Here is a 26,048-nt window from a genome sequence, read left to right as displayed (position 1 = left end):
GGCCGAAAGCGGGCCATTCGTCACTTGCGGCGCCCCCCGGTCGGGTTGTTAGTCTGGCCCTGCGTTCCGCTGCGCCGTCGCACGGCGATGACGAAACCTTCACCCGCTGTCTGCGGTGATGGCGTGGCGTTCTGTCGTATCGCTCAGGTGTTGACCAGGGAGAGAGTCATCCATGCTGATCGGCAGCTACACCCCGTGGTTGGTCGTTGTCTCGTTTCTGGTGGCCGTGCTGGCCTCCTTCACTGCGCTGGACATGGCCAGCCGGGTCACCACCGCGGCCACCCGCCGCTCCACCTGGTTGTGGCTGATCGGGGGCGGAGGCGCGATGGGGCTGGGCATCTGGTCGATGCACTTCATCGGCATGCTTGCTTTCCAGCTCCCGATCCCGCTCGGCTATGCGCTGGGCCTGACCACCGTCTCGCTGTTGGCCGCCGTGGCCTCCTCCATCTTCGCGCTGTGGCTGGTCTCACGCCCGACCCTGCCGAACGGCCGCCTCGTGCTCGGCGCGGTATTGATGGGCAGCGGCATCGCATCGATGCACTACCTGGGCATGGCCGCGCTGTACATGCAGCCCGGGATCGACTATCACGCCGGCTGGGTGGCGCTGTCGCTGCTCATCGCAGTGGCCGCCTCCTGGGCCGCGCTGTACATCGCCTTCCGCCTGCGCAGCAGCCATCGGCGTCTTCGTGATCGCATCGCCCCGGCGCTGGTGCTCGGCGCGGCCATCGTAGGCATGCACTACACCGGCATGGCCGCAGCACGTTTCCCCGCCGGCAGCCTCTGCGGTGCCGCCGCGGGTGACGGCCTTCAGGCACAGTGGCTGGCGCTGGTGGTGCTGGTGCTCACCATCGCGATCCTGGCCATCGTGCTGATCGTCTCCTGGCTGGACCAGCGCATGGAGGCGCAGCTGCTGCGTCTGCGCAATACGCACCTGACCAGCTCACTGGACGATGCGCAGGCCGAGTTGACCCAGGCAGCCCTGCACGACCCCCTGACCCGTCTACCCAATCGCCGGCTGCTGCAGCAGCGCATCGAACAGGCGCTGGCGGAGGCCGAGCAGCGCGGCAGCCGGTTCGCGGTGATGTTCATGGATCTGGATGGCTTCAAACAGGTCAATGATGCCTACGGACACCAGACCGGCGATGCGTTGCTGGTCGCTGTCGCCGATCGCACCCGCAAGCTGCTGCGGCCGGCGGACATGATCGCGCGGCTCGGCGGCGACGAATTCGTGCTGGTGGTGCCGATCGAGAACGACGAGGATGTCGCCACGCTGGCCAGCCGCATCATCCAGACCGTGGGCCGCGAACCATTGCTGCCGCATCAGGACCTGCAGGTGACCGCCAGCATCGGCATCGCCATCTGCCCCGACCACGCCGTCAGTGAGCGTCAGCTCATGGCCTTCGCCGATGCGGCGATGTACCAGGCCAAGGAAGCCGGCCGCAATGCCTATGTGCGCTTCGCCGACTGGATGAACGACAGCGCCGAGCAGCAGTTCCAGCTCCTCGCCGACCTGCGCCGGGCGATCGGTACCGAGCAGCTGTTCCTGCACTACCAGCCCAAGACCCGCGTGGCCGGCCAGTCGGTCAGCGGGGCCGAAGCGCTGATCCGCTGGCGTCACCCGCAGCAGGGCCTGATCCCGCCGGACCGCTTCATCCGCCTGGCCGAGCGCAGCGGCGTGATCAACGACATCGGCCGCTGGGCGCTCAACGAGGCCTGCCGGCAGCTGCGTGTGTGGCACGACGCCGGGCATGACGGCTGGACGGTCTCGGTGAATCTCTCACCGATCCAGTTCGCCTCGCCCAATCTGCTGCAGGAAGTGCGCGAGGCGCTCAAGACCCATCATCTCCAGCCACGCCGGCTGATCCTGGAAATCACGGAAAGCACCGTGATGCGTGACACCGAGGCCAGCCTGACCCTGTTGCAGGCCATGGCCGCGCTGGGCGTGGGCATCTCCATCGATGATTTCGGCACCGGGTATTCCAGCCTGCTGTACCTCAAGCGGCTGCCGGCCACCGAGATCAAGATCGACCATGCGTTCGTGCGCGATCTGGAAAACAGCTCCGAGGACGTGGTGATTGTCTCGGCGATCGTGGCGCTGGGGCATGCCCTGGACATGGACATCGTCGCCGAAGGCGTCGAGACCGCCGGCCAACGGGCTTACCTGGAGCGGCTGGGCTGCGACTACCTGCAGGGGTATCTGCTCGGCCGGCCAGTGGACCCGGAGCGCTTCATGCAGCTGCATGACCTGCCCCGCCCCAGAGTGGAGGTCTCGGCAGGCTGGAAGGCCCAGCCGCGGCCAGGGGCCTCGGCGGGGTGATGCTGGATACCCGGTAGTGCCGGCCGCTTGCCGGCTCCTCAGAACCCAGCAGGCATCGCCTGGAGCCGGCCAGCGGCCGGCACTACCTTCTCGTAGCCCGCGGAACGGTTCTTGCACGGACCCGGGTATCTCCTCCCGTGTCGTGCCCTGATGTCCGAGAACGAACAAGCCGGCGAAAAAACCGAATTACCCACCGAAAAGCGCCTGCGCGATGCCCGGGAACAGGGCAACATCCCGCGTTCGCGTGAACTGGCCACGGCGGCCGTGTTCGGTGCCGGTGTTCTGGCGCTGATGGCGTTTTCCGGCACCATCGCCCGCAACACCAAAACCTGGATGCAGTTCGCGCTGAGCCCCGAGCCGGCCCTGTGGCTGCACCCCAAGGCGCTGTTCGGGCATTTCGGCGAGCTGCTGCTGCGCCTGATGCTGGCGATGTGGCCGCTGATCGTGATCTGCCTGCTGGCCAGTTTCCTGTCACCGGTGGTGATGGGCGGGCTGCGCTGGTCGAACAAATCGATGATGCCCGACTTCAAGCGCATGAGCCCGATGGCCGGCATGAAGCGCCTGTACGGCCCGGAAGCGATCGCCGAGTTCACCAAATCCCTGCTGCGCATCGCCTTCGTCGGTACCGCGGCCGGGCTGGTGGTCTGGCACGGCATCCGGCCCCTGCGCGATCTGCTCAACCAGCCGCTGGAAACCGCCATGGTCCACGGCCTGGGCTTCACCCTGAAGCTGATGCTGGCCACCGGCGGCGCGATGATGCTGCTGGCCTTCATCGATGCGCCGTACCAGCGCTGGAACTGGATGCGCAAGCTGAAGATGACCCGTGAAGAGCTGCGCCGGGAAATGAAGGAGAGCGAGGGCAGCCCGGAGGTCAAGGGCCGCATCCGCCAGCTCCAGCAGCAGCTGGCCAACCGCCGGATGATGGAAGCGGTGCCCACCGCCGACGTGGTGGTGGTCAACCCGACCCACTACGCGGTCGCCCTGAAATACGAGGGCGGAAAGATGGGCGCCCCCACCGTGGTGGCGTTGGGCGTGGATGAAACCGCCCTGCGCATCCGTGAAGTGGCCGACGGCAACAAGGTCGCCATCGTCTCCGCCCCGCCTTTGGCACGCGCCTTGTATCGGGAAGGTCAACTTGGAAAGGAAATTCCCGTGAGACTGTATTCGGCCGTGGCCCAGGTCCTCTCCTACGTCTACCAGCTGCGCAGCTGGCACACCGGCCCGATGCCGGCCAGCCCCAGCATCGACATCGATGAATTCGGCAAGGGAGCCCGCTCATGAGCGCACAGCCCGCTGCAGGCGGCATGAACGTCCGCCGCGCCCTGGACATGATCCGCAACGGCCTCGGCGCCCCGCTGATCGTGCTGGCGCTGCTGGCCATGGTGGTCGTCCCGCTGGCCCCGCCGGTGCTCGATGCACTGTTCACCTTCAACATCGCCATCTCGCTGATGGTGCTGCTGGCGGTGGTCTACGTGAAGCGCCCGCTGGACTTCACCATCTTCCCGATCGTGCTGCTGATCACCACCATGCTGCGGCTGGCGCTGAACGTGGCCTCCACCCGCGTGATCCTGCTGCATGGCCAGAACGGCCACGAGGCCGCCGGCAAGGTGATCGCCGCGTTCGGTGAGTTCGTCATCGGCGGCAACTACGCGGTCGGCATCGTGGTGTTCGCAATCCTGACCATCATCAACTTCGTGGTGATCACCAAGGGTGCCGGCCGCGTGTCCGAAGTAACCGCGCGCTTCATCCTGGACGCCATGCCCGGCAAGCAGATGGCCATCGATGCCGACCTCAACGCCGGTTTGCTGACGCGTGAAGAGGCCAAGGCCCGCCGCGAAGAAGTCCGCGAGGAAGCCGACTTCTACGGCGCCATGGACGGCGCGAGCAAGTTCATCCGCGGCGATGCGATCGCCGGCATCCTGATCCTGTTCATCAACTTGATCGGCGGCCTGGCCGTCGGCGTACTCCAGCACGGCATGCCCTTCGGCGATGCCGCGGCCACCTACACCCTGCTCTCCATCGGTGACGGCCTGGTGGCGCAGCTGCCGGCGCTGCTGGTGTCCTCGGCGGTGGCCATGCTGGTGACCCGTGCCTCGCGCTCGCAGGACATGGCCCAGGCCATGATGGGCCAGGTGTTCGGCCAGTACCGCGCACTCACCATCGCCGCGGCGATCATGGGCGTGGTCGGCCTGGTGCCGGGCATGCCCAACGTCGCCTTCTTGACGCTGTCGGCGATCCTCGGCGTCGTTGCCTGGAAAGCCTGGAAGAAGAGCGTGGCCGCTGCGCGCGCCGCCGAGTCCCCCGCTGCCAGCCGTCCCGAAGCACTCGGCCTGCCCGGCGCCACCCCCTCGTCCACCGCCGAACTGACCTGGGACGAACTGCGCCCGGTCGATCCGCTCGGCCTGGAGGTCGGCTATCGGCTGATCCCACTGGTCGACAAGAACCAAGGGGGCGAGTTGATGGCGCGGATCAAGGGCGTGCGCCGCAAGCTCACCCACGACATCGGCTTCCTGATTCCCTCCGTCCACATCCGCGACAACCTCGAACTGCCCGCCACCGCCTACCGCCTGCTGATCCACGGCGTCCCGGTAGCCACGGCCGAGATCCACCCGGACCGCGAACTCGCACTGGACCCGGGCAGCGCGCTGGGCACGCTGGAGGGCATTGCCGGCAAGGATCCCGCCTTCGGCCTGGACGCCACCTGGATCCAACCGCACCAGCGCGCCAACGCCGAAACGATGGGCTACACGGTGGTCGATCCGGCCACGGTGGTCGCCACGCATCTGTCGCACCTGATCCGCGAGCACGCCCCGGAACTGCTCGGCCATGAAGAAGTGCAGCAGCTGCTGGCCAACCTGGCCAAGAGCGCCCCGAAGCTGGTCGAGGATCTGACGCCCAAGTCGCTGCCGCTCTCGGCCGTGGTGCGCGTGCTGCAGAACCTGCTGATCGAACGCATTCCGATCCGCCAGCTGCGCAAGATCGTCGAGTCGCTGGTCGAAAGCGCCCCGACCAGCCAGGACCCGGCGGTGCTGACCGCTGCCGTGCGCAATGCGCTGGGCCGTTTCATCGTGCAGGAGATCGCCGGAATGTCGGCGGAGCTGCCGGTGTTCACCCTCAACCCGCAACTGGAACGCGTCTTGCAGGAGTCCACTCAGGGCAACGGCGCCGCGCTGGAACCCGGACTCGCCGAGCGACTGCATCAAAGCCTGGCCGAATGTGTCGGCAAGCAGGAAGCGAAGAACGAGCCGGCGGTCGTGCTGGTGCCTGGCCCGGTACGGGCCGCGCTGGCACGGCTGGTACGCCACAGCGTCCCCTCGCTGTCCGTACTCGCCTACAGCGAGGTGCCCGAGGACAAACGGTTGAAGCTGGTCGGCACGATCAGTTGAGCCAAGCGCCCGACGGCACCGCGACAGAAAACAGACACCCCACTCGAATTCACCGCAGCAGGAAATAAAGGGAATCCCTGACCGTGCAGACCACCGACAACCAGCGTTTCCCTTCCACCACTCCGCCGCCCCAGTCCCGGTACCACAGCATGAAAATCAAACGCTTCGTCGCCTCCGATATGCGCTCGGCCATGAACCTGGTGCGCAAGGAACACGGTCCTGACGCAGTGATCCTGTCCAACCGCCGGATCGCCGAAGGTGTCGAGATCGTGGCGGCGGCGAACTACGACGAGGGCGCGGTGCAGCGCGCTCTGGAAGCGGCCCGCAAGGATGTCGCCCCGCCGCCGGCCCCGCGTCCGCGCAGCGCCGCCGATGCCGTGATCGCCGCCGTGACCCGCCGCAAGACCCCGGTGGTCACGCCCGAGCCGGTGGCCGCCACCACCTCGGCCGTTGCCGCCCTGGCCCGCGCCGCTGTCGGCGCGACCGGTCGCACGCTCGATACCGCCAACGAAAGCGTGCCCCAGCGCGGCAGCGATGGCTTTGCCGCCACCTTGGCCCGCGCCAGTGTCAGCGCCGCCGTCAACGAACCGTCGCTGCCGGAGCAGATCTTCGCGCCGTTCAATGTCGAGCAGGCTGCTGCCGCTTCGCCCGCCGCACCGGTGGAGGCTGTCGCGGCCCCGGCCCCGATCAACCGCGCCCGCTTCGTGATCGATCCGCCGCTGGACGACGCCGACGAACCGGCACTGCCGGCCGCCGCGGTACTCGCCCCGGCCGCGATCGTGGCCAGCGCGGTACCGCCGGCACTGCCGCTTCCGGTGACCACCGCGGCCGCCGCCAACGAACCGGCACCGGTCGTGGCCAGCGTGCCGGAGCTGAGCCTGATCCCGCGCGACGACGAAGAACTCCGCCAGTTGCGTCACGAAGTGGCTGGCATGCGCCACGTCATCGAGCGCGAGATGCACCGCTTCACCGACGAACGCCTGCGCGGCTCGCCGGTCCGTGCGGCCGCGTTGGACCTGATGGACGAATACGGCTTCGACGCCGGCATCAGCCGCGACGTGGCCATGCAGATTCCGCTGGATACCGAAGCCCACCGTGGCCGCGGCCTGATGCTCGGCCTGCTCTCCAGGAAGCTGCCGATCGCGCCGGTCGATCCGCTGGAAGCCGGCGGTGTGATCGCCCTGGTCGGCCCCACCGGCGCCGGCAAGACCACCACCATCGCCAAGCTGGCCTCGCGTTTCGCCGAAGCCCATGCCGCCCGCGATGTCGCCCTGGTCACCACCGATACCGGCCGCATCGGCGCCCGCGAGCAGCTGTACGGTTTCGGCCGCCAGCTTGGCATCGCGGTTCACGAAGCCAGCAGCGGCAGCGACCTCAACCAGCTGCTGGAGCGCCTGAAGGACTACAAGCTGGTCCTGATCGACACCGCCGGCCTGGGCCCGCGCGACCGTGCACTGGCCGCCCAGCTGCAGTGGCTGCGGGCCGCCGAGCAGATCCGCACCCTGCTGGTGCTGCCGGCCAACACCAGTTTCGGCGACATGGAAGAGGTGGTCCGCCGCTTCAGCGCCGCCAACCCCCAGGGCGTGGTGCTGAGCAAGCTGGATGAGACCGGCCGCTTCGGTACCGCCCTGTCGGTGGCCGTCGACCACCGCCTGCCGATCACCTGGATCACCGATGGCCAGGACGTTCCTGAAGACCTGCACCGTGCCAGCGCGGCCAATCTTGTACTTCGCCTTGAAGATTTGCGCCGCGCGGCCGATATGCCCTGCAACCCGGAGTTGAACCATGCCGTCGCGTGAGTACGCCAAGCTGACCCAGACCTTCCCGTTGTCGGCTACCCGAAGCCAGCCGCTGGGCCCGGTCCGCACCATCGCCGTCACCGGCGGCAAGGGCGGCGTGGGCAAAACGAACGTTTCGGCCAATCTGGCCGTGGCGCTTGCCAGCATGGGCAAACGTACCCTGCTGCTGGATGCCGACCTGGCCCTGGCCAACGTCGATGTGATCCTGGGCCTGAAGCCGACCGTGACCCTGGCCGACCTGGTCGCCGGGCGCTGCACGCTGGAGGAGGTCATCATCGAAGGCCCCGGCGGCGTGCTGGTGGTGCCGGCGGCCTCGGGCCGCCGCAACATGGCCGAGCTGCAGCAGGCCGAGCACATCGGCCTGGTCAACGTGTTCTCCGAGCTGGAGCGCGAACTGGACATCATGGTCGTGGACACGGCCGCCGGCATCACCGACGGCGTGCTGACCTTCTGCCAGGCCGCCCAGGACACCGTGGTGGTGGTCTGCGACGAGCCGGCCTCGATCACCGATGCCTACGCCCTGATCAAGGTCCTCTCGCGCGAACGCGGCGTGGACCGGATCCAGGTGGTCGCCAACATGGTGCGCGACCCGAATGAAGGCCGGGTGCTCTACGAGAAGCTGACCCGCGTCTGCGAGAAGTTCCTGGCCGATGTGTCGCTCAACTACCTCGGCTGTGTGCCACAGGACGACTGGCTCCGCCTGTCGGTCCAGCGCCAGCAGCCGGTGGTGAAGGCCTATCCGTCCAGCCCGTCGGCGCTGGCATTGACCGAGATCGCACGCCGTACCGCACGCTGGCAGGCCCCGACCGAGCCGCGGGGTGGTGTCGAGTTCTTCCTGGAACGCATCCTCAAGCAACGCGGGGTGACCGCATGAAAGGCGCCGCACAATACAAAGAGGTCCAGCGGGTCGCAGCCAACGAGTGCATTGCCCAGCACTCGGACCTGGTCCGCCGCATCGCCCACCATCTGGCGGCACGTCTGCCCGCCAGCGTGGAGGTCGACGACCTGATCCAGGCCGGCATGATGGGCCTGATCGAAGCGTCGCGCAGCTATGACGCCGACCAGGGCGCCTCGTTCGAGACCTATGCCTCGATCCGCATCCGTGGCTCGATGATCGATGAGATCCGCCGCGGCGACTGGGTACCGCGCTCGGTGCACCGCCGGGCCCGCGACGCCGCCGCCACCATCCGCCGGCTCGAACAGAGCACCGGCCGTGCCGCCAGCGCCACGGAAGTGGCGGCCGCGATGGACATGCCGCTGCCGGACTATCTGCGCCTGATGGAAGATGCCTCGCGCGGCCAGGTGCTGAGCCTGGAATCACGGATCGAAGACCAGGGCGAACTGGACACCGTCGCCCAGGGCGGCCCGACCCCGCAGCAGGTACTGGAGCGTGGCGAGTTCGGGCGCGAGCTGGGCAACGCGATCGGGCTGCTGCCCGAGCGCGAACAGCTGGTCCTGTCGCTGTATTACGAGCAGGAACTGAACCTGAAAGAGATCGGCGCCGTGTTGGGCGTCAGCGAATCGCGCGTGTGCCAGATCCATGGCCAGGCCGTGCTGCGCCTGCGTGGCCGACTGAAAATCTTCGAGGCGGCCGACGCCGGCCTCGAGAACCATTAAGACCGAGGAAAGAGCTTTGGACAAGAACATGCGTATCCTGATCGTCGACGATTTTTCGACCATGCGTCGTATCGTCAAGAACCTGCTGGGCGATCTGGGCTTCACCAACACGGCCGAAGCCGAGGACGGGCATGCCGCGCTGATGCTGTTGCAGAGCCAGCCGTTCGACTTCGTGGTCACCGACTGGAACATGCCGGTGATGACGGGCATCGACCTGCTCAAGGCCATCCGCGCCGACGCCAAGCTCAAGACGCTGCCGGTGTTGATGGTGACCGCCGAAGCCAAGCGCGAGCAGATCATCGAAGCCGCCCAGAACGGCGTCAACGGCTACATCATCAAGCCGTTCACCGCCCAGACCCTGGAAGAAAAGCTCGGCAAGATCTTCGAGCGTCTGGCGGCGAGCGCCTGATGGAAACCCTGAGCGACAAATCAGCGCTGGTGCAGCGCCTGCAGGATGCGCTGGCCGCGCTGGAATCGGGCAACGAAGCCGAATGGCGTCGGGAAATCGACGCACTCGCTGCGCTGCGCACCCAGCCGATGATGGCCGGGTTGAACCGGCTCGCCCGCGAACTGGGCCAGGCACTGGGCGAGCTGCCCAGCCTGCCCAGCGAGGCCGGCGAACTGGACGACGCCTGCGCGCGTCTGGATCACGTGGTGGCGATGACCGAACAGGCCACCCACCGCACCCTGGACCTGGCCGAAGAATGCCGCACGCTCACCGAGCAGCTGCGCGCCAATGGCTTGACGGCCGACCAGGACCAGCAGCTGGACCGCATCCGCCACAACCTGACCGAGATCGCGCTCACCCAGAGCTATCAGGATCTCACCGGGCAGATCATCCGCCGCGTGGTGGGCATCGTGCGTCGCGTGCATGAGGGCTTCAGTGCCCTGGGCCTGCCGCCGCAGGACGACACCGCGCACAAGCGCGACAACGGCTTGGCCGGCCCGGCCGTGACCGGTCTGGACCGCCACCAGGTTTCACAGGTCGACGCTGACGACCTGCTCTCCGATTTGGGACTTTAACGATCATGAGTGCTGTTCCAGACGATATCGCTGCCGACTTCATCCTCGAGGCCCAGGAGATCCTGGATCGCCTCGGCGAACAGCTGGTGTCGCTGGAGCAGGCGCCCCAGGACGGTGACCAGCTCAACGCCGTGTTCCGCGGGTTCCACACGCTCAAGGGCGGCGCGGGCTTCCTCGGCATTCAGGCGATGGTCGAGCTGTGCCACGCCGCCGAGGAAACCCTCGGCATGGCCCGCTCGGGCCAGGCCACGCTGCAGGCCCATCACTTCGATGCCGCCCAGCAGTCGCTGGACTACCTGCAATCGATGCTGGATTCGGTCTCGGCCGGCACCGAGCCGGGCTATGCCCCGCCCGAGCTGATCGCACAGTTCGACGTGAACGGGCCGGCGACCCCGGCGGCTGCCACCAGCGCCGCGGCCGGCGCCAGCAGTGGTGAGCTGATCACCGACGATGAATTCGAAGCGCTGCTCGACCAGTTGCATGGCGGTGCCGCACCGACCGTGGTCGCCGTCAAGAAAGACGACGGCATGATCAGCGAAGACGAGTTCGAATCGCTGCTCGACCAGCTGCACGGCGGCGCGGCACCCGGTGCCAAGGCCGTGGCCGTCGCACCGGCCCCGGCGCCGCGTGCCGTGGCCGCACCGGCCGCATCGGCGGCCAGCAAGCCCGCGCCCAACAAGCCAGTCGCCGAGGCCGAGCATACCGTGCGCGTGGACACCAAGCGCCTGGATGCGATCGTCAATCTGATCGGCGAGCTGGTGCTCTCGCGCAACCGGCTCAAGACGCTGCGTGCGCGCCTGCACGATGAAGAACTGGACCGGGCCGTCTCCACGCTGGACATCGCCACCGCACGCCTGCAGTCGGCGGTCATGCGCACCCGCATGCAACCAGTCGGCAAGGTGTTCTCCCGCTTCCCCAAGGTGGCCCGCGATGTCGCGCGCTCGCTGAAGAAGGAAGTGGAGCTGGAACTGATCGGCGCGGAAACCGAGCTGGACCGCAACCTGGTCGAAGCACTCGCCGATCCGCTGGTCCATCTGGTCCGCAACGCGATCGATCACGGCGTGGAGATGCCGGAGCTGCGTGAAGCACAGGGCAAGCCGCGCAGCGGCCACGTGCGCCTGTCCGCGCAGCAGGAAGGCGACTACGTCAGCATCGAAGTGCAGGACGACGGCGCGGGTATCGACCCGGAACGTCTGCGCCAGAAGGCGCGCGAGAAGGGCCTGATCGATCCGGAAGCCGCCGCCCGCCTGAGCAGTGAGGAATGCCTGCACCTGGTGTTCCTGCCGGGTTTTTCGACCAAGCAGCAGGTAACCGACATCTCCGGCCGCGGCGTGGGCATGGACGTGGTCCAGTCCCGCATCCGCGAGCTCAGCGGCCAGATCCAGATCCAGTCCGAACTGGGCCGTGGCAGCCGCTTCATGATCCGCGTGCCGCTCACCCTGGCGATCCTGCCGACCCTGCTGGTGCAGGCCGGCGAGGACGTCTATGCCCTGCCCCTGGCGCGCGTGATGGAGGTGCTGCATGCCCCCAACACCTCCCTGGGCTGGTTCGACGGCCGTGCCGTGCTGGACCGCAAATCGCACACGCTGGCCCTGGTGGATCTGCGTCACTGGCTGGATGTGGAGCCGATGCCGTCCTCGCTGCTGACCATCGTGGTGCTGCAGGCCGGTGAAGCCCGCTTCGGCCTGGTGGTCGACCAGGTCCGCGGCCGCGAGGAAGTGGTGATCAAGCCACTGCCCAAGGCCCTGCGCGGACTGCGTGGCTATGCCGGTGCAACCCTCATCGGTGATGGCCGCATGGCGCTGATCCTGGACGTGGACGGGCTGCGCACCCACCACGATTGACCGCGTGAACGTGTGACCGCCGCATCACTGGATTCCTTCGGCGTCTCAAGTCCCATTCACACAAGCCGATAACGGACCCATGGACAGACTCAGCCTCATTGGACTTTTCCTCGCGCTGGCCTCACTGGTCGGCGGCAGCATCCTCAAGGGTGCCGGTCTGGCGTCGCTGTGGTCGCCGGCCGCCTTCGTGATCGTCATCGTCGGCACCATCGCCTCGATCCTGCTGCACACCTCGCCGGCGGTGTTCAAACACGCCTTCAAGATCGTGAAGTGGGTGATCCTGCCGCCGAGCAGCGACCGCCGCCACCTGATCCAGCAGATCGTGGAGTGGAGCAACATCGCCCGCCGCCAGGGCCTGCTGGGCCTGGAGGCCCAGGTCGACGCCCAGGACGATCCGTTCCTGCGCAAGGGCCTGCAGCTGCTCGTGGATGGCGTGGAGCCGGAGACCATCCGGCACATGATGGAAATCGAGCTGAGCAGCCAGGAGAGCCAGGACCTGGCCGCCTCCAAGGTGTTCGAGGGCATGGGCATCTATGCGCCGACGCTGGGCATCATCGGCGCCGTGCTCGGCCTGATCGCGGTGATGAAGAACCTCGCCGACCCGAGCAAGCTCGGCCACGGCATCGCGGCGGCGTTCACCGCCACCATCTACGGCATCGCCTCGGCCAACCTGCTGTTCCTGCCGGTCTCGGCCAAGCTCAAGAGTGTGATCCACCACAACAGCCGTGACCGCGAGATGATCATCGAAGGGCTGATCTCCATCGCCCAGGGTGAAAACCCGCGCAACATCGAAACCAACCTGTCCGGGTTCCTGCACTGACATGGCCCGCCGCAAGCACCACGAAGAACATGCCAACCATGAGGCCTGGGCGATCCCCTACGCCGACCTCATGACGCTGCTGCTCGCCTTCTTCGTGGTGATGTACGCCATCTCCTCGCTCAACGAGGGCAAGTACCGGATCATGGCCGATGCGTTGACCACCGCCTTCGGTGGCGCGCCGCGCACCATCAACCCGGTGCAGGTCGGCAACCAGCAGGTCCAGGGCGGCGGCTGGGACAGCCCCTCGGTGATCAAGGCCGGCACCAAGGTCGGCCCGTCCGCGCCGGCGCCTAGCAACGACCCCACCCTGCTGCCGGCGATGGCCTCGCAGATGCGCATGCCCGTCTCCATGCGCAACCAGGAACAGCTGCAGCGCGCCGAGCGCCAGCTCAACGGCATCGCCGACAAGCTCACCGCCACCCTGGCCCCGCTGATCGAGCGCGGCATGATCACCGTGCGCCGTACCGAGCTGTGGATCGAGGTGGAGATCAACAGCGACATCCTGTTCCCGACCGCCTCGGCGACGCTGGACGTGCACGCACGCGACACCCTCTCCACGCTCGCCCAGGTGCTGCGCGATGCGCCCAACGGCGTGCGCGTGGAAGGCCACACCGACAACATTCCGATCGCCACCTCGCTGTTCCCCTCCAACTGGGAACTGTCCGCCGCGCGTGCGGCCAGCGTGGTGCATCTGTTCGCTGATCAGGGCCTGCAGCCGGCGCGGCTGGCGATGGTCGGGTACGGCCAGTTCCGCCCGCGCGAAAGCAATGTCAGCGCCGAAGGCCGCAACCGCAATCGGCGGGTGATGGTGATCATCCTCGCCGACACCGCCGCGAGCGTCGATCCGATCACCGACCGGCTCAGTGCCGATGCCGAGGCGGTCGACACCGCCGCAGCGCCCAGCGCCACCCGAACCCCCCCTGTTACCCCCATCGCACCGGTGCAGTTGCCACCGGTGCCGGCCGGCAGCCGTGTTGGCGCCGCCGTTCCGTCTGCAATGAAGGAGTGAACCGCATGCGTATCTGGGCTGTTGCCAATCAGAAAGGCGGCGTGGGCAAGACCACCACGACGCTCGCGCTCGGCCGTGGTCTGGCCACGCAGGGCCACCGCGTGCTGCTGATCGATCTGGATCCGCATTCGTCGCTCACCCGGGCCTTCGGCGTGCCGCTGGATCCACCGCCGCAGGGTGTCCTGGAGCTGTTCGGCGCTCCGCCGTCCGAGCTGATCACGCTGGCCCATCACAGCAGCATTCCCGGCTTGGACTACGTGTGCGCGCAGGCGGCACTGGCCACGCTGGAGCGCCGCAGTGCGAACCAGCCAGGCCTCGGCCTGGCGCTGCAGAACGCGCTCGCCCGCCACCAGGGCCAGCACGACTACATTCTGCTCGACTGCGCCCCCACCCTGGGCCTGCTGATGATCAACGCACTGGCCGCGGCCGACCGCCTGATCATCCCGACCCAGGCCGAACCGCTGGCGCTGCATGGCCTGGATGGCATGGTCCGCACCGGTGAGATGGTCGAGCGCTCGCGCCGCCGTCCGCTGCCGATGTCGATCCTGCCGACCCTGTTCGACCGCCGCACCCGCGCCGGTAACGAAACCGTCAAGCTGATGCAGGACAAGCACGGCCAGCGTGTCTGGGAAGATGCGATTCCGGTCGACACCCGCATCTGCAATGCCGCCAGCCTGACCGTGCCACCGCAGTCCGAGGATTACCCGGGGCGCGGCCTGGCCGCCTATCGGCGCGCGCTGGAATGGATCCTGGCCGACGACGCGCAGCAGATGGAGCGCGCGGCATGAACACTGCCGGCGTACTGGATGATTACCTGGAGCAACTGCTCGGCGACGCCGTTCCGGCACCGGCGGATGCACCGGCCCCGGTGGCGACCCTCGATGCAGGCACGACGCCGGGCGTCGACGCCGATGCCGTTGTCACCGACACGATGCCCGCTGCCGTGCTCGACGACCTGCTCGACGAGGTCCGCAATGACCCCTCACTGAGCGGCGCGATGACGCTGGCAGAAGATGAACAGCGCCCCAGTTGGGACGACCTGCCAGCGGAGGTCGTGTACGAAACCGGGCCGGTGATCGCACCTGCTGCAGTGCCCGCCCCTGGCTTCGAGGACCTGCTGGACGAAGTCCGCAACGACCCGTCATTGAGCGGCCTGATGACCGTCGACGCGGACGTGGCGCCCTCCGCGCCTGCACCACCGCCGGCTCCCGCACCCGAGCCCGAGCCCACCCCTGCCGCCCCACCGGCTCCGGCCGCCCGCGCCATGCCCGCCATGCCACTGGCCCCCAGCATCCGCGCCAAGACACCTACGTTGGCCCAGAGCCGGCCCGGCAGCTGGGAAGAACTGCAGCGCCAGGCCCGCGATCCCGCCTCCAGCCCACGCGAGAACCGGCGTGCCAGCGAGCGCACCTCGCGCTGGCTGCGCCTGCGCTGCGGTGTCCAGGCGTATGCGCTGGAGCTGCTCAAGGTCCAGGAAGTGGTGCTCCCGGTGCCGCTGCTGCCGTTGCGCGGCACGTCGCCAGCAATGCTGGGCATCATGAATCTGCGCGGCCAGGTCGTGCCGGTGATGGACCTGGGCATCCACCTGGGCAGTGGGCCGGCCGACAACGATCCGAACACGCGCATCGTCGTGCTGGAAGAGAACGGTGAAACCATGGGTCTGCGTGTCTCGGCCGTGGAAGACGTCGCCAACCTCACCGACTCCCAGATCGAGCCGCCCGATACCGCCCGCATCTGCCAGATTTCCAACGACCTGTTCCGCGGCGTCGCCCGGGTCAGCGCCCAGCCGATGATCCTGCTGGATGCGACGCAGCTGTTGAACTGACCGGGAACCGGCGCCTCCCCTAAAGCTTTGTTGGTTTAGGCCGTTATAGACCTCGGAACCGTTTGTCCGGAGCAAAGATGAGCACTGTCGCACTGGGTGATGATCTCGGTATCGAGACCAGCACCGAGCTCAAAACACGTTTGGCCCCCCTGGTGGACCAGGAAGGCGATCTGACGCTGGATGCCAGCCAGGTCGGCCGTATCCATACCGCCTCGGTGCAGGTGCTGTGCGCATTCGTCGAGGCCCGCCGCAAGGCCGGGCATCCCACCGGATTCCACGGTTGCACCGCAACCTTCCGTGATGCCGCGCGTCTGCTCGGCGTCACCCAGGCCCTCGGCCTGGAAGCACCCCATGACAACCTGAAATCTGTGGAGAACGCTGCATGAGCGCACGTATCTTGGTGGTGGACGATTCGGCGTCGATGCGCCAGATGGTCTCTTTCGCCCTCACCTCGGCCGGTTTTTCCGTCGAAGAAGCCGAGGACGGCGCCGTCGCGCTGGGCCGTGCGAAGGGCCAGCGCTTCAACGCGGTGGTGACCGACGTCAACATGCCCAACATGGATGGCATTTCGCTGATCCGCGAACTGCGCCAGCTGCCGGACTACAAGTTCACCCCGATGCTGATGCTGACCACCGAATCGGCGGCCGACAAGAAGTCCGAAGGCAAGGCCGCCGGCGCAACGGGTTGGCTGGTCAAGCCGTTCAACCCGGAACAGCTGGTCGCCACCGTCCAGAAAGTCCTGGGCTGAGTCTCGCTCCACCCTTCCCTCCCCTCGCAACTGGACACCCCGCACCATGAGCATGGATCTGCAACGTTTCCACGCCACTTTCTTCGAAGAGAGCCGCGAGGGGCTGGACGCGATGGAAGCTGGCCTGCTGGCGCTTGAATCGGGCCAGCAGGACCCGGAAATCATCAACTCGGTGTTCCGCGCTGCGCACTCGATCAAGGGCGGTGCCGGCACCTTCGGCTTCGACGCGATCGCCTCGCTGACGCATGTGCTGGAAACGCTGCTGGACGAACTGCGCGCCGGCAAGCGCGCGCTGGAGCCGGCCGCGGTCGACGCGATGCTGGCTTCGGTGGATGTCCTGCGCGCGTTGCTGCGTGAAGCCGAACACGGCCAACCGGCCGACCCGCAGTCCGTCGCCGACATCAAGGCGCGTCTGGAAGCGGTACTGACCGGCCAGGCCGCCACGGCCGCACCGGTGGCCGCGGCCAAGGTCGATGACACGCCCGAAGCGTGGCAGATCGGTTTCGTGCCGGCGCCGTCGCTGTTCATGAGCGGCAACGACCCGCTGCGCATCATCCGCGAGCTCGAACACCTGGGCTCGCTGCAGGTCGCCGCCCGCATGGAGCGCCTGCCCGGCTTCGATCAGCTCGACCCGCTCGAGGCCCACCTCGCGTGGGACCTGGGCCTGGTCGGCAAGGTCCCGCGCAGCAAGATCGAAGATACCTTTGCCTGGGTCGTGGACGATTGCGAACTGGACATCCGTCCGGCCGCACCGCCGAGCCTGGCCACCAGCGCACCGGTCGAGGCCAAGCCTGCTGCACCCGCAGCACAGGCCGCCGCAGCCGCTGCGCCTGCCGCGGCCCACGAAGCGGAAACCTCGATCCGCGTCAGCGTGGACAAGGTCGATGCACTGATCAACCTGGTCGGCGAACTGGTCATCACCCAGGCCATGCTCAAGCAGGTCTCGCATGCACTGGATCCGGCGCAGGCCGAGCAGTTGCTGACCGGCCTGGACCTGCTGGAGCGCAACACGCGCGATCTGCAGGAAGCAGTCATCGGCGTGCGCATGCTGCCAGTTGACGCGGTGTTCCGCCGCTTCCCGCGCCTGGTCCGCGATCTGTCCTCGCGCCTGGGCAAGCACGTGCGTCTGCGCACCATCGGCGAAGGCACCGAGCTGGACAAGGGCCTGATCGAAAAGATCGCCGATCCACTGGTGCACCTGGTCCGCAACTCGATCGATCACGGCCTGGAAATGCCGGACGTGCGTCGTGAGGCGGGCAAGGACGAAACCGGCACGATCACGCTGGCGGCTTCGCACCAGGGCGGTCACATCGTCATCGAAGTCAGCGACGACGGCCGCGGTCTGAACCGCGACAAGATCCTGTCCAAGGCGCTTGAGCGTGGCCTGAGCGTGCCGGACAACCCCACCGATTCGCAGGTGTGGGACCTGATCTTCCAGCCGGGCTTCTCCACCGCCGATGCCGTCACGGATCTGTCGGGGCGTGGCGTGGGCATGGACGTGGTCCGCCGCAACATCCAGGCCCTGGGTGGTGAAGTCCAGCTGGAAAGCCAGGCCGGCAACGGCACCCGCGTGCTGATCCGCCTGCCGCTGACCCTGGCCATCCTCGACGGGATGACCGTCTCGGTCGCCGGTGAAACCCTGATCCTGCCCCTGGCCTATGTGCTGGAAGCCCTGCAGCCCAAGGGCGACGACATCCGCACCATGGCCGGCGAAGGTCGCGTGCTGCGGGTCCGTGGCGAGTATCTGCCGATCCTGTCGCTCAGCGATTACTACGGCTACGGCGGTCATTCTCAGGAAGAACCCCTGGTGGTGGTCGTCGAAGGCGATGGCCAGAAGATCGCGCTGGAAGTGGACGAGCTGGTCGGCCAGCAGCAGGTCGTGGTCAAGAACATCGAGAACAACTACCGCCGCATCAGCGGCGTCTCCGGCGCCACCATCCTCGGCGATGGCCGCGTGGCGTTGATCGTCGACATCGGCGGTCTGGTGCGCTCGCTGAAGGTGCCACAGGCGGCCTGACCGCCCCTGCCATACGCTGCCTCCTGACGCCGCCGCTCCCCCGGAGTGGCGGCGTTTTTGCGCGCCTGCGCGATCCCGGACGCATCCCGGCGCAACTGTGAACTTCGTCGGCACCCGGCGTGCCTGCGACCGCCTGCGGCCGCCTCAGACAGCACGCACCGCCGCGAAACGCCCGTTTTTGATCGAGCTCACAGAAAAAATGTGAACTCAATGTGACGGACGCTATCAAGTTGTCCCGCTGCAACGCCGTTATCGGCAATAGCGACACCGATAGATGTCGCGCAGCGGTCGCCTCACCTTTCCCCACCACGCCATCTCGCCCAGTTCCCCACGGCTGCGCGCCTACGCCCTGCCCGGAGTTCCCATCATGAAGTGGTTCCACGATCTACCCATCGCCCGAAAGCTCACCGTGGGGTTCGCCCTCACCACGCTGATGACCCTGGCGCTGGGCACCTTTGCCCTGGTGCGCCTGGGTGAGGCCAATGAACAGCTGCGTGCGATGAGCACCAACGACATTCCGTCGGTGCAGCACCTGGGCGAAATCCGCGCCCAGCTCGGTGAATTCCGCACCTACGAAATGGCACAGCTGACCGTGCTCGACAAGCCGGAGTCGGTCGCCGACTACGACAAACGCATGGAAACCACGGGCAAAGTGGTCCACGACGAGATGGCTGCCTACGCCGCCCTGCCGGCCGAGCCGAAGGAACGTGAGCTTTACGAAGTCGTCGCCGCACGCAATGCGGACTACTTCAAGGCGAACGCAGCGATCAAGCAGGCCATCGCCGCCGGCGACAACGCCGGTGCGCAGCAGATCTCCGATGAGCAGTCGCGCCCCGGCCGCCGTGCACTGTTCGCTGCCATGAAGGAACTGGGCGAGTACAGCAACGGCGTGATCGCACGCCGCGTGGAGCGTGCCAACACCATCCACCAGAACAGCGTCTACGCGATCATCGCCTGCATGGTGCTGCTGGCATTGCTGGCCGCTGCCATGGGCGTGGTCATCGCCCGCGCCATCACCCGCCCGCTGGCCCAGGCCGTGCACGCGATCCAGTCGGTGTCGCGTGGCGATCTGTCGGTCAACATCCAGTCCACCAGCAAGGACGAAGCCGGCAAGATGCTGGCCGCCACCCGCGACATGACCGTGATGCTGCGCCGCTTCTCAGTGGAAACCCAGCGCATGGCCGAGATGCATGCCGGCCCGGACATGAGCCACCGCATTCCGCAGGACTTCCCGGGGGTGTACGGGGAACTGGCCGTGGGCATCAACACGATGATCTTCGAGCATCTGGACGCGATCACCGATGCCATCGCCGTGCTCAACCAATACGCCAGCGGTGATCTCTCGCAGAACGCCCGTCGTCTGCCGGGCAGCCGCGCGATCCTGCATGAATCGATGGATGCCGCCAAGGCCAGCCTGCTGGCGATCAACACGCAGATCCAATCCCTGGCCCAGGCCGCTGCGTCGGGCGACTTCACCCAGCGTGGGGACGCGATGCGCTTCGAGCATGACTTCCGGGTCATGATCGAAAACCTCAACACGATGATGGAAGTGGCCGACGGCAACCTGTCCCAGCTTTCGCATCTGCTGCAGTCGATCGCCAATGGTGACCTGACCGCGCGCATGCACGGCGAGTTCCACGGCGTCTTCGCCAGCATGCGTGACGATGCCAACTCCACCGTTGCCCAGCTGACCCAGATCGTCGGTCGCATCCAGCAGGCCTCGTCGAGCATCAGCACCGCCGCCGGCGAGATCGCCTCGGGCAACAACGACCTGTCGCGCCGTACCGAGCAGCAGGCCGCCAACCTGGAAGAGACCGCTGCCTCGATGGAGGAACTCACCTCCACCGTGCGCCAGAACGCCGAGCACGCACGCCAGGCCAACCAGCTGGCCATCGGTGCGCATTCGGTCGCCTCGCAGGGCGGTGATGTGGTCGGTCGCGTGGTCAGCACCATGCACGAGATCGACGCGTCCTCGCGTCGTATCGCCGACATCATCACCGTGATCGACGGCATCGCCTTCCAGACCAACATCCTGGCGCTCAACGCCGCGGTCGAAGCCGCCCGCGCCGGCGAGCAGGGCCGCGGTTTCGCGGTCGTCGCCTCCGAAGTGCGCACCCTGGCCCAGCGTTCGGCCGGTGCCGCCAAGGAGATCAAGGGTCTGATCGATGAGTCCGTCGGCAAGGTGGCCGAAGGCTCGCAGCTGGTCAACCAGGCCGGTGCCACCATGGGCGAGATCGTCGCCTCGGTGCAGCGCGTGACCGACATCATGGCCGAGATCTCCGCCGCCTCGCAGGAACAGTCTGCCGGTATCGAGCAGGTCAACCAGACCGTGGTGCAGATGGACGAAACCACCCAGCAGAACGCCGCGCTGGTGGAAGAAGCCACCGCCGCCGCCCGCGCGATGGAAGAGCAGGCCGGCGACCTCACCGATGCCGTCGCGCTGTTCAAGCTCGACAGCCGCGCGGGCGTGACACCGGTGCCAGCTGCGCGTGCAGCCGTTGCGCGCGCCTCCGCCGCACCGGCACCGCGTGCCGCCGCTCCGGCCAAGCCGAGCAGCGCTGCCGCGCGTCGGCCGATGACCCGGGAACCGGCGATGGTCAACGACAGCGAGTGGCAGGAATTCTGATCCTGCCCCGCGGTCGCCACCAATGACACGACGACACCCCGCTCCGGCGGGGTGTCGTCGTTCTGGCCGCCGGCAGGCCACCGATACGGTCATCTTCCTTACCGAATTCAGCACAATGATGGCGGCCAACCATCAAGTTCGCGGCGGTTCGCGCCGCTATCGGCTCTATCGAGTTGCGCAGGGATGCCAGCAGCATGACCACCGCGATGACACCGGTGTTTCACCCCCCGCAGATCACGACGCCACGCGCCGTGGCGGGCCTGCTCCTGCTCTCACTCTGGCTGGGCTGGGTGCTGCCGGCGCTGTTGCGCTCGCTGCCCACGCCACCACAGGCGATGACCGCCGAGCAGATCCTGGACAGCCTCGGTGGACCGGTCCCTGCTGTCGGCACGCCGATTCTCCTGTTGGCCGCCGGGCACTGTCCGTGCGCAGCAGCGGCCGTCGCCCAGCCGGCGCTGCACGTCATCGACCGTCGTGACCTCGCTGCCGCACTGCCCTATGCCTGGGTGGTGCTGGATGCCTCCCGTCGCCTTGTCTATGCCGGGCCCGCGCAGCTCGATCTCGGCTGCGGGGGTCGCTCGCCCTCGGCCGCGCCTCTTATCCAGCAGTTGCTTGCCCATCCGCAGGCCCCGCTCATTGTTCCCTCCCCCTGCTCATGCCCACAGGAGTGACCCGCATGTCCGCCCACACAACTACCCTCTCGTCGATGGTAGGTCACGAGAAGGTCCCGTACCTGCAGGTCATGGCGGCCGAGGCCGATCGTCTGTTCCTGATGGTGACCGCACTGCTGTCGCTCGCCTCCGTGGTGCTGGCCTTCCGCAGCGGCCTATGGACGCCCTTCCTGGCCATCACCCTGCCCAGCCTGGTGCTGGTCGCCCTGCAGACCCGCTGGCTGCCGGGTACGCGCCTGTCGCGCTGCACCGTCGCGCTGGCGTGGATGGTGCTGGCCGCCACCTTGATCCACCAGACCCACGGCATGCTGGAAACGCACTTCACGGTGATCGTATTGATCGCCCTGCTGCTGTATTACCGCGATTGGCTGCCGATCGTGGTCGCGGCTGCCGCCATCGCCGTGCATCACCTGCTGTTTTTCTACCTGCAGTCACGGGGCACACCGACGCCCGTGTTCGCTGCCGGCAGCGGCTTCGGCGTGGTCGTGCTGCACGCCACCTACGTCATCGTGGAAACCGCCCTGCTCAGCGCCATGGCGGTGCAGATGCGGCGCCAGCTGCTGCTGATCGGCCACGACCCGCGCGCGCTGGCCGCCATGGCACGCGGGGTGGTCAATGACCAGCCGCTGCCGGCCGGGGTACATCCCGACGACTTCCCCGCTGATTCGCTAGCGCACACCCTGGTCCAGACCAGCCAGCAACTGCTGGATCGCCGCCAACGCGAACAGGCCAGCCTTGCCGACACCCTGCGTATCCGCACCGCGCTGGATGACGTCACCACCCACGTCATGATCGCCGACCGCGAGCGCAACATCGTGTTCGTCAATCGCCCACTGCAACACATGCTCAGCGGTGTCGAGCAGGATCTGCGCCGCGACCTGCCGCAGTTCAACGCCCGCGATCTGATCGGGCGCAACATCGATATCTTCCACCGCCACCCCGCCCACCAGGCCAAGCTGCTCGATACGTTGGAGGGCACCTACCGCGCCCAGATCCGTATCGGCGGCCGCGTGATGCGCCTGATCGTCAACCCGATCATCGGCAGCGACGGCCAGCGCCAGGGCTTCGTGGTGGAATGGGCCGACCGCACCACCGAACTGCAGGTGGAAGAGGAACTGGGCCGCATCGTGCACGCCGCCGCCAACGGTGACTTCGCCAGCCGCGTCGAGACCGCCGGCAAGGAGGGCTTCTTCCTGCAGCTGGCCGAGCACCTCAACGGCCTGCTGGATGCCAACGCGAGCAGCATCGAACAGATCTCACAGCTTCTCTCCGCGCTGTCGCGGGGCGATCTCACCACGCGCATGGAGGGCGACTTCCACGGGGTGTTCGCACGCATCCAGGACGATGCCAACGCCACGATCGACCAGCTGACCGGCATCGTGTCCAGCATCCAGTCGGCGTCCAGCAGCCTCAGCGCGGCGGCGAGTGGCATGTCCGAAGGCAACGGCCGTCTTTCCAGCCGCACCGAGCAGCAGGCCGCCAGCCTGGAAGAAACTGCCGCCACGATGGAAGAACTCACCGCCACCGTGCGCCAGAATGCCGAGCATGCCCGCCAGGCCAATCGACTGGCCAGTGGTGCATCGGAGGTCGCTTCGCAGGGCGGTGAGGTGGTCGGCGAAGTCATCCGCACCATGAGCGGCATCCAGGCCTCCTCCCGCCGCATCGCCGACATCATCTCGGTGATCGATGGCATCGCGTTCCAGACCAACATCCTGGCCCTCAACGCCGCAGTGGAAGCTGCCCGCGCCGGTGAGCAGGGCCGCGGCTTCGCCGTCGTCGCCACCGAAGTGCGCACCCTGGCCCAGCGCTCGGCCGACGCCGCCAAGGAGATCAAGACGCTGATCGACGACTCGGTCGGCAAGGTGGCCCATGGCAGCCAGCTGGTCGATCGTGCCGGGGCCACCATGGGCGATATCGTCACTGCCGTGCGCCAGGTCAACGACATCATGGGCGAGATCTCCGCCGCCTCGCAGGAACAGTCGATGGGCATCGAACAGGTCAACCAGAGCATCGCGCAGATGGACGTCAACACCCGCCAGAACGCCGCACTGGTGGAAGAGTCCATGACGGCCACGCACGGCATGGAGCATCAGGCCGGGCTGCTGGCCGACGGGGTGGCGCGCTTCCACCTGGACGACGGCCAGACCTCGGTGCTGCAACGTATCCGCCAGATTGCCAGCGCCAACTGATGGCCCAGGACGCGCCGGCCACGCGCCGGTGCGTCGGTCTCCTGGGCATCTGACCCTACATAATTGTGACCCGCTGCCGATAAACGGACTGAGCCCTGGCATCTGCGGATGTCGTCACCCGCCCAACTCAGCAGATTCCATGTCCGAAGGCAGCCTCGACGCACACGACCCCTCCCATGCCGCGCACGACGACGGTACGGACGACCGCTACCTGGTCCGCAACCCTCGCCAGATCCGGCAGTTGCTGCAGGCGCTGATCGACCAGCGTTCGTTGATCAACGCCCATCTGGGGGGGCGCGACCAATCCTTCCCGACGGCCGTTCTGGAGCTGGACGAGGACGACGACTGGCTGCTGCTCGACGGCAGCCCGTCCGAACCGGCCAACCGCGCCGCGGAAGACGCCGGCCACCTGCTCTGCTTCGCCCAGCTGGACCGGGTGATGGTCCGTTTCCGGCTCGATGGACTGGAGCGTACCCAGAACGACGGCCACGTGGCCTTCCGCGTGCCGTTCCCGGACGAGCTGGTCCACCTGCAGCGCCGCGAGCTGTACCGTCTCGAGACGCCGATCACCGATTCGCCGCACCTGAAGTTCCCGATCAACGAAGACCGCAGCGAGACCCTCCACCTGCGCGTGGTGGACATCAGCGGCGGGGGTCTGGCGGTCACGGTGCCGGTCGACTGCAACGTCTTCTCGCTGCAGAAGCGGTATGCCGCCCAGCTGGACATGCCGGACAGCAGCCCGCTGCAGATCTCGCTGGTCGTGTGCAATCAGCTGGCCGTCAAGCTGCCCAATGGCATCGAGATGAAGCGCATCGGCATGCGTTTCGATGACCTTCCGCGCGGCGGTGACAGCGCGATCCAGCGCTATATCTTCCGCATCGACCGACAGCGTAGTGCCCGGAAAAACGGGGAGATTTGACGGCCACTGAGCTCCAGTTGCTGTTGCTTCTGCTGTTGCCCCAGCCGTTGAGCCACTCAACGTAGTCTGGAGACAGATCTCCTCCCCTAAAGTCGCCCGCAACGAGGCCGATATCCAGCGTGAAGCCGGTTTTTTGACCGCCACGCCCGACCCAGGACCCCTCGATGAACGACAAGAACACCACCGCTGCCAGCGACGGCGGCGAATACCTCAGCTTCACCCTCGGCGCCGAGCACTACGGCGTGGACATCCTCAAAGTCCAGGAAATCCGCGGCTACGACTCCGTCACCCGCGTCCCCGATGCCCCCGACTACATCAAGGGCGTGATCAACCTGCGCGGCACCATCGTCCCGGTCATCGACCTGCGCCTGAAACTGCGCCTGGAAAATGCCACCTACGACGCCTTCACCGTCATGATCGTCCTCAACGTCGAAGACCGCGTCGTCGGCATCGTCGTGGACAGCGTCTCCGACGTCATCCCGCTGGCCGCCGACCAGATCCGCCCGACCCCCGAGTTCGGCGCCGCTGTCGATACCCGCTTCATCTCGGGCATCGGTACCCAGGACGACCGCATGCTCATCCTGCTCGACATCGAAACCCTGCTCGACAGCGCCGACATGGGCCAGACCCATCTGGTCGTTGACGACGTCGCAGCCTGAGACGTCTGTCACAAAAAAGAGCGCTTCTACCCGCGTTTGCAAACGCAACGCGGGTCACGGAGAAAAAGTGCTTCAGTTCCACGATAGCCGGCCGATAGCTGGATTCAGGACCCGGCTGCACTGGATTGCCCACGGCCGGGCCACTTGCCCATATCCCCGGAGAATTTCCCGATGAAGTCCCTGCTTGCCCTGTTCTCGGTCGCTGTGATCGCCACCTCCGCGTCCTCCGCGTTTGCCCAGTCCAACGAGATGATCCCGCCGGAAATGGCCCCGCGCTCGGTCGGCAAGGACGGCATGGTCTGCGGCAAGGTCGAAAAGGCCCGCTACGCCGAAGGCTCCGAAGGCCAGCCGACCTTCCTGTACATGGGCGGCGCCTTCCCGCGCCACACCTTCTCGGCCCGCATCGCCGGCGCCAACCGTGACAAGTTCAGCTTCCCGCTGGAATCGCTGGAAGGCAAGACCGTCTGCGTGATCGGCAAGATCGCCCGCGATGCCTCGCGCGCTGAAATCGAAGTCAGCTCGCCGTCCAGCCTGAAGCTGGCCAACATCAAGTAATCCCCCGTACGCCCTGCCACGCCG

The 26,048-nt window shown here is 67.0% G+C and carries 21 protein-coding genes and 1 pseudogene; all 22 read left to right on the top strand.

All coding sequences use genetic code 11. From position 1 onward, the window contains the following. The first annotated feature begins 172 nt into the window (after positions 1–172). The gene (locus K4043_RS01160) at positions 173–2,317 is read left to right on the top strand and encodes a bifunctional diguanylate cyclase/phosphodiesterase (protein ID WP_265307883.1); all 2,145 of its coding nucleotides are present in this window, start codon (positions 173–175) and stop codon (positions 2,315–2,317) included. A gap of 150 nt (positions 2,318–2,467) precedes the next feature. After that, a complete protein-coding gene (flhB, locus tag K4043_RS01155; RefSeq protein WP_123729191.1) occupies positions 2,468–3,598 on the top strand; it encodes a flagellar biosynthesis protein FlhB in 1,131 nt (376 codons plus the stop codon). Between the two features lie 23 nt (positions 3,599–3,621). Further along, a complete protein-coding gene (flhA, locus tag K4043_RS01150; RefSeq protein WP_265308519.1) occupies positions 3,622–5,703 on the top strand; it encodes a flagellar biosynthesis protein FlhA in 2,082 nt (693 codons plus the stop codon). Positions 5,704–5,852: 149 nt separating this feature from the next. Next, complete coding sequence (gene flhF, locus K4043_RS01145) at positions 5,853–7,502, top strand: flagellar biosynthesis protein FlhF (protein WP_265307882.1); 1,650 nt, start codon at positions 5,853–5,855, stop codon at positions 7,500–7,502. After that, positions 7,489–8,376 carry a MinD/ParA family protein gene (locus K4043_RS01140; protein WP_123729189.1) on the top strand — a complete coding sequence of 296 codons (888 nt, stop codon included), beginning with the start codon at positions 7,489–7,491 and terminating at the stop codon, positions 8,374–8,376. Before flhF ends, K4043_RS01140 begins: the two co-directional genes overlap by 14 nt. Continuing rightward, positions 8,373–9,119 carry an RNA polymerase sigma factor FliA gene (locus K4043_RS01135; protein ID WP_123729188.1) on the top strand — a complete coding sequence of 249 codons (747 nt, stop codon included), beginning with the start codon at positions 8,373–8,375 and terminating at the stop codon, positions 9,117–9,119. Before K4043_RS01140 ends, K4043_RS01135 begins: the two co-directional genes overlap by 4 nt. Positions 9,120–9,135: 16 nt before the next feature. Continuing rightward, entirely contained in the window at positions 9,136–9,528 is a 393-nt protein-coding gene (gene cheY / locus K4043_RS01130) for a chemotaxis response regulator CheY (RefSeq protein ID WP_184997074.1), read from the top strand. Continuing rightward, positions 9,528–10,142 (top strand): protein phosphatase CheZ, encoded by a 615-nt coding sequence (locus tag K4043_RS01125; protein WP_265307881.1) that lies wholly within the window; start codon positions 9,528–9,530, stop codon positions 10,140–10,142. The genes cheY and K4043_RS01125 overlap by 1 nt, the downstream gene beginning before the upstream one ends. Positions 10,143–10,147: 5 nt before the next feature. Then, positions 10,148–11,986 (top strand): chemotaxis protein CheA, encoded by a 1,839-nt coding sequence (locus K4043_RS01120; protein WP_265307880.1) that lies wholly within the window; start codon positions 10,148–10,150, stop codon positions 11,984–11,986. Between the two features lie 79 nt (positions 11,987–12,065). Further along, on the top strand, positions 12,066–12,806 hold the full coding sequence (locus K4043_RS01115) for a flagellar motor protein (protein WP_121036725.1): 741 nt from the start codon (positions 12,066–12,068) through the stop codon (positions 12,804–12,806). Between the two features lies 1 nt (position 12,807). After that, positions 12,808–13,680, top strand: a pseudogene (gene motD, locus K4043_RS01110) (flagellar motor protein MotD); the annotation flags it as partial. A gap of 140 nt (positions 13,681–13,820) precedes the next feature. After that, complete coding sequence (locus tag K4043_RS01105; protein ID WP_265307878.1) at positions 13,821–14,603, top strand: ParA family protein; 783 nt, start codon at positions 13,821–13,823, stop codon at positions 14,601–14,603. Further along, positions 14,600–15,640 carry a chemotaxis protein CheW gene (locus tag K4043_RS01100; RefSeq protein ID WP_265307877.1) on the top strand — a complete coding sequence of 347 codons (1,041 nt, stop codon included), beginning with the start codon at positions 14,600–14,602 and terminating at the stop codon, positions 15,638–15,640. The genes K4043_RS01105 and K4043_RS01100 overlap by 4 nt, the downstream gene beginning before the upstream one ends. A gap of 77 nt (positions 15,641–15,717) precedes the next feature. Further along, a complete protein-coding gene (locus tag K4043_RS01095) occupies positions 15,718–16,026 on the top strand; it encodes an STAS domain-containing protein (protein WP_123729183.1) in 309 nt (102 codons plus the stop codon). Then, positions 16,023–16,388 (top strand): response regulator, encoded by a 366-nt coding sequence (locus K4043_RS01090; protein ID WP_038688521.1) that lies wholly within the window; start codon positions 16,023–16,025, stop codon positions 16,386–16,388. The genes K4043_RS01095 and K4043_RS01090 overlap by 4 nt, the downstream gene beginning before the upstream one ends. 46 nt (positions 16,389–16,434) lie before the next feature. Continuing rightward, positions 16,435–18,405 (top strand): chemotaxis protein CheA, encoded by a 1,971-nt coding sequence (locus K4043_RS01085; RefSeq protein ID WP_265307876.1) that lies wholly within the window; start codon positions 16,435–16,437, stop codon positions 18,403–18,405. 367 nt (positions 18,406–18,772) lie between these two features. Further along, on the top strand, positions 18,773–21,031 hold the full coding sequence (locus K4043_RS01080) for a methyl-accepting chemotaxis protein (RefSeq protein ID WP_265307875.1): 2,259 nt from the start codon (positions 18,773–18,775) through the stop codon (positions 21,029–21,031). A 194-nt stretch (positions 21,032–21,225) separates the two neighbouring features. Further along, positions 21,226–21,702, top strand: coding sequence for a hypothetical protein (locus K4043_RS01075; protein ID WP_265307874.1), 477 nt, complete (start codon positions 21,226–21,228; stop codon positions 21,700–21,702). A 5-nt stretch (positions 21,703–21,707) separates the two neighbouring features. Further along, entirely contained in the window at positions 21,708–23,891 is a 2,184-nt protein-coding gene (locus K4043_RS01070) for a methyl-accepting chemotaxis protein (protein ID WP_265307873.1), read from the top strand. Between the two features lie 139 nt (positions 23,892–24,030). Next, positions 24,031–24,810 (top strand): flagellar brake protein, encoded by a 780-nt coding sequence (locus K4043_RS01065; protein ID WP_265307872.1) that lies wholly within the window; start codon positions 24,031–24,033, stop codon positions 24,808–24,810. A gap of 164 nt (positions 24,811–24,974) precedes the next feature. After that, positions 24,975–25,469, top strand: coding sequence for a chemotaxis protein CheW (locus tag K4043_RS01060; RefSeq protein ID WP_123729178.1), 495 nt, complete (start codon positions 24,975–24,977; stop codon positions 25,467–25,469). 171 nt (positions 25,470–25,640) lie between these two features. After that, entirely contained in the window at positions 25,641–26,024 is a 384-nt protein-coding gene (locus K4043_RS01055; protein WP_123729177.1) for a hypothetical protein, read from the top strand. Positions 26,025–26,048 lie beyond the last annotated feature (24 nt).

Source organism: Stenotrophomonas sp. SRS1 (assembly GCF_026130205.1).
Lineage (GTDB): Bacteria > Pseudomonadota > Gammaproteobacteria > Xanthomonadales > Xanthomonadaceae > Stenotrophomonas > Stenotrophomonas rhizophila_B.
The sequence above is the reverse complement of the archived record's forward strand: the minus strand, read 5'-3'. Positions and strand labels throughout refer to the sequence as shown.

Coding starts and splice junctions, on each gene's coding strand:
- K4043_RS01140 (WP_123729189.1), top strand. CDS start 7,489: ATGCCGTCGCGTGAGTACGCCAAGCTGACCCAGACCTTCCCGTTGTCG.
- K4043_RS01100 (WP_265307877.1), top strand. CDS start 14,600: ATGAACACTGCCGGCGTACTGGATGATTACCTGGAGCAACTGCTCGGC.
- flhF (WP_265307882.1), top strand. CDS start 5,853: ATGAAAATCAAACGCTTCGTCGCCTCCGATATGCGCTCGGCCATGAAC.
- K4043_RS01080 (WP_265307875.1), top strand. CDS start 18,773: ATGAAGTGGTTCCACGATCTACCCATCGCCCGAAAGCTCACCGTGGGG.
- K4043_RS01135 (WP_123729188.1), top strand. CDS start 8,373: ATGAAAGGCGCCGCACAATACAAAGAGGTCCAGCGGGTCGCAGCCAAC.
- K4043_RS01090 (WP_038688521.1), top strand. CDS start 16,023: ATGAGCGCACGTATCTTGGTGGTGGACGATTCGGCGTCGATGCGCCAG.
- K4043_RS01075 (WP_265307874.1), top strand. CDS start 21,226: ATGACCACCGCGATGACACCGGTGTTTCACCCCCCGCAGATCACGACG.
- K4043_RS01095 (WP_123729183.1), top strand. CDS start 15,718: ATGAGCACTGTCGCACTGGGTGATGATCTCGGTATCGAGACCAGCACC.
- K4043_RS01125 (WP_265307881.1), top strand. CDS start 9,528: ATGGAAACCCTGAGCGACAAATCAGCGCTGGTGCAGCGCCTGCAGGAT.
- K4043_RS01160 (WP_265307883.1), top strand. CDS start 173: ATGCTGATCGGCAGCTACACCCCGTGGTTGGTCGTTGTCTCGTTTCTG.
- K4043_RS01070 (WP_265307873.1), top strand. CDS start 21,708: ATGTCCGCCCACACAACTACCCTCTCGTCGATGGTAGGTCACGAGAAG.
- K4043_RS01120 (WP_265307880.1), top strand. CDS start 10,148: ATGAGTGCTGTTCCAGACGATATCGCTGCCGACTTCATCCTCGAGGCC.
- K4043_RS01115 (WP_121036725.1), top strand. CDS start 12,066: ATGGACAGACTCAGCCTCATTGGACTTTTCCTCGCGCTGGCCTCACTG.
- K4043_RS01085 (WP_265307876.1), top strand. CDS start 16,435: ATGAGCATGGATCTGCAACGTTTCCACGCCACTTTCTTCGAAGAGAGC.
- flhA (WP_265308519.1), top strand. CDS start 3,622: ATGAACGTCCGCCGCGCCCTGGACATGATCCGCAACGGCCTCGGCGCC.
- flhB (WP_123729191.1), top strand. CDS start 2,468: ATGTCCGAGAACGAACAAGCCGGCGAAAAAACCGAATTACCCACCGAA.
- K4043_RS01060 (WP_123729178.1), top strand. CDS start 24,975: ATGAACGACAAGAACACCACCGCTGCCAGCGACGGCGGCGAATACCTC.
- K4043_RS01105 (WP_265307878.1), top strand. CDS start 13,821: ATGCGTATCTGGGCTGTTGCCAATCAGAAAGGCGGCGTGGGCAAGACC.
- K4043_RS01065 (WP_265307872.1), top strand. CDS start 24,031: ATGTCCGAAGGCAGCCTCGACGCACACGACCCCTCCCATGCCGCGCAC.
- K4043_RS01055 (WP_123729177.1), top strand. CDS start 25,641: ATGAAGTCCCTGCTTGCCCTGTTCTCGGTCGCTGTGATCGCCACCTCC.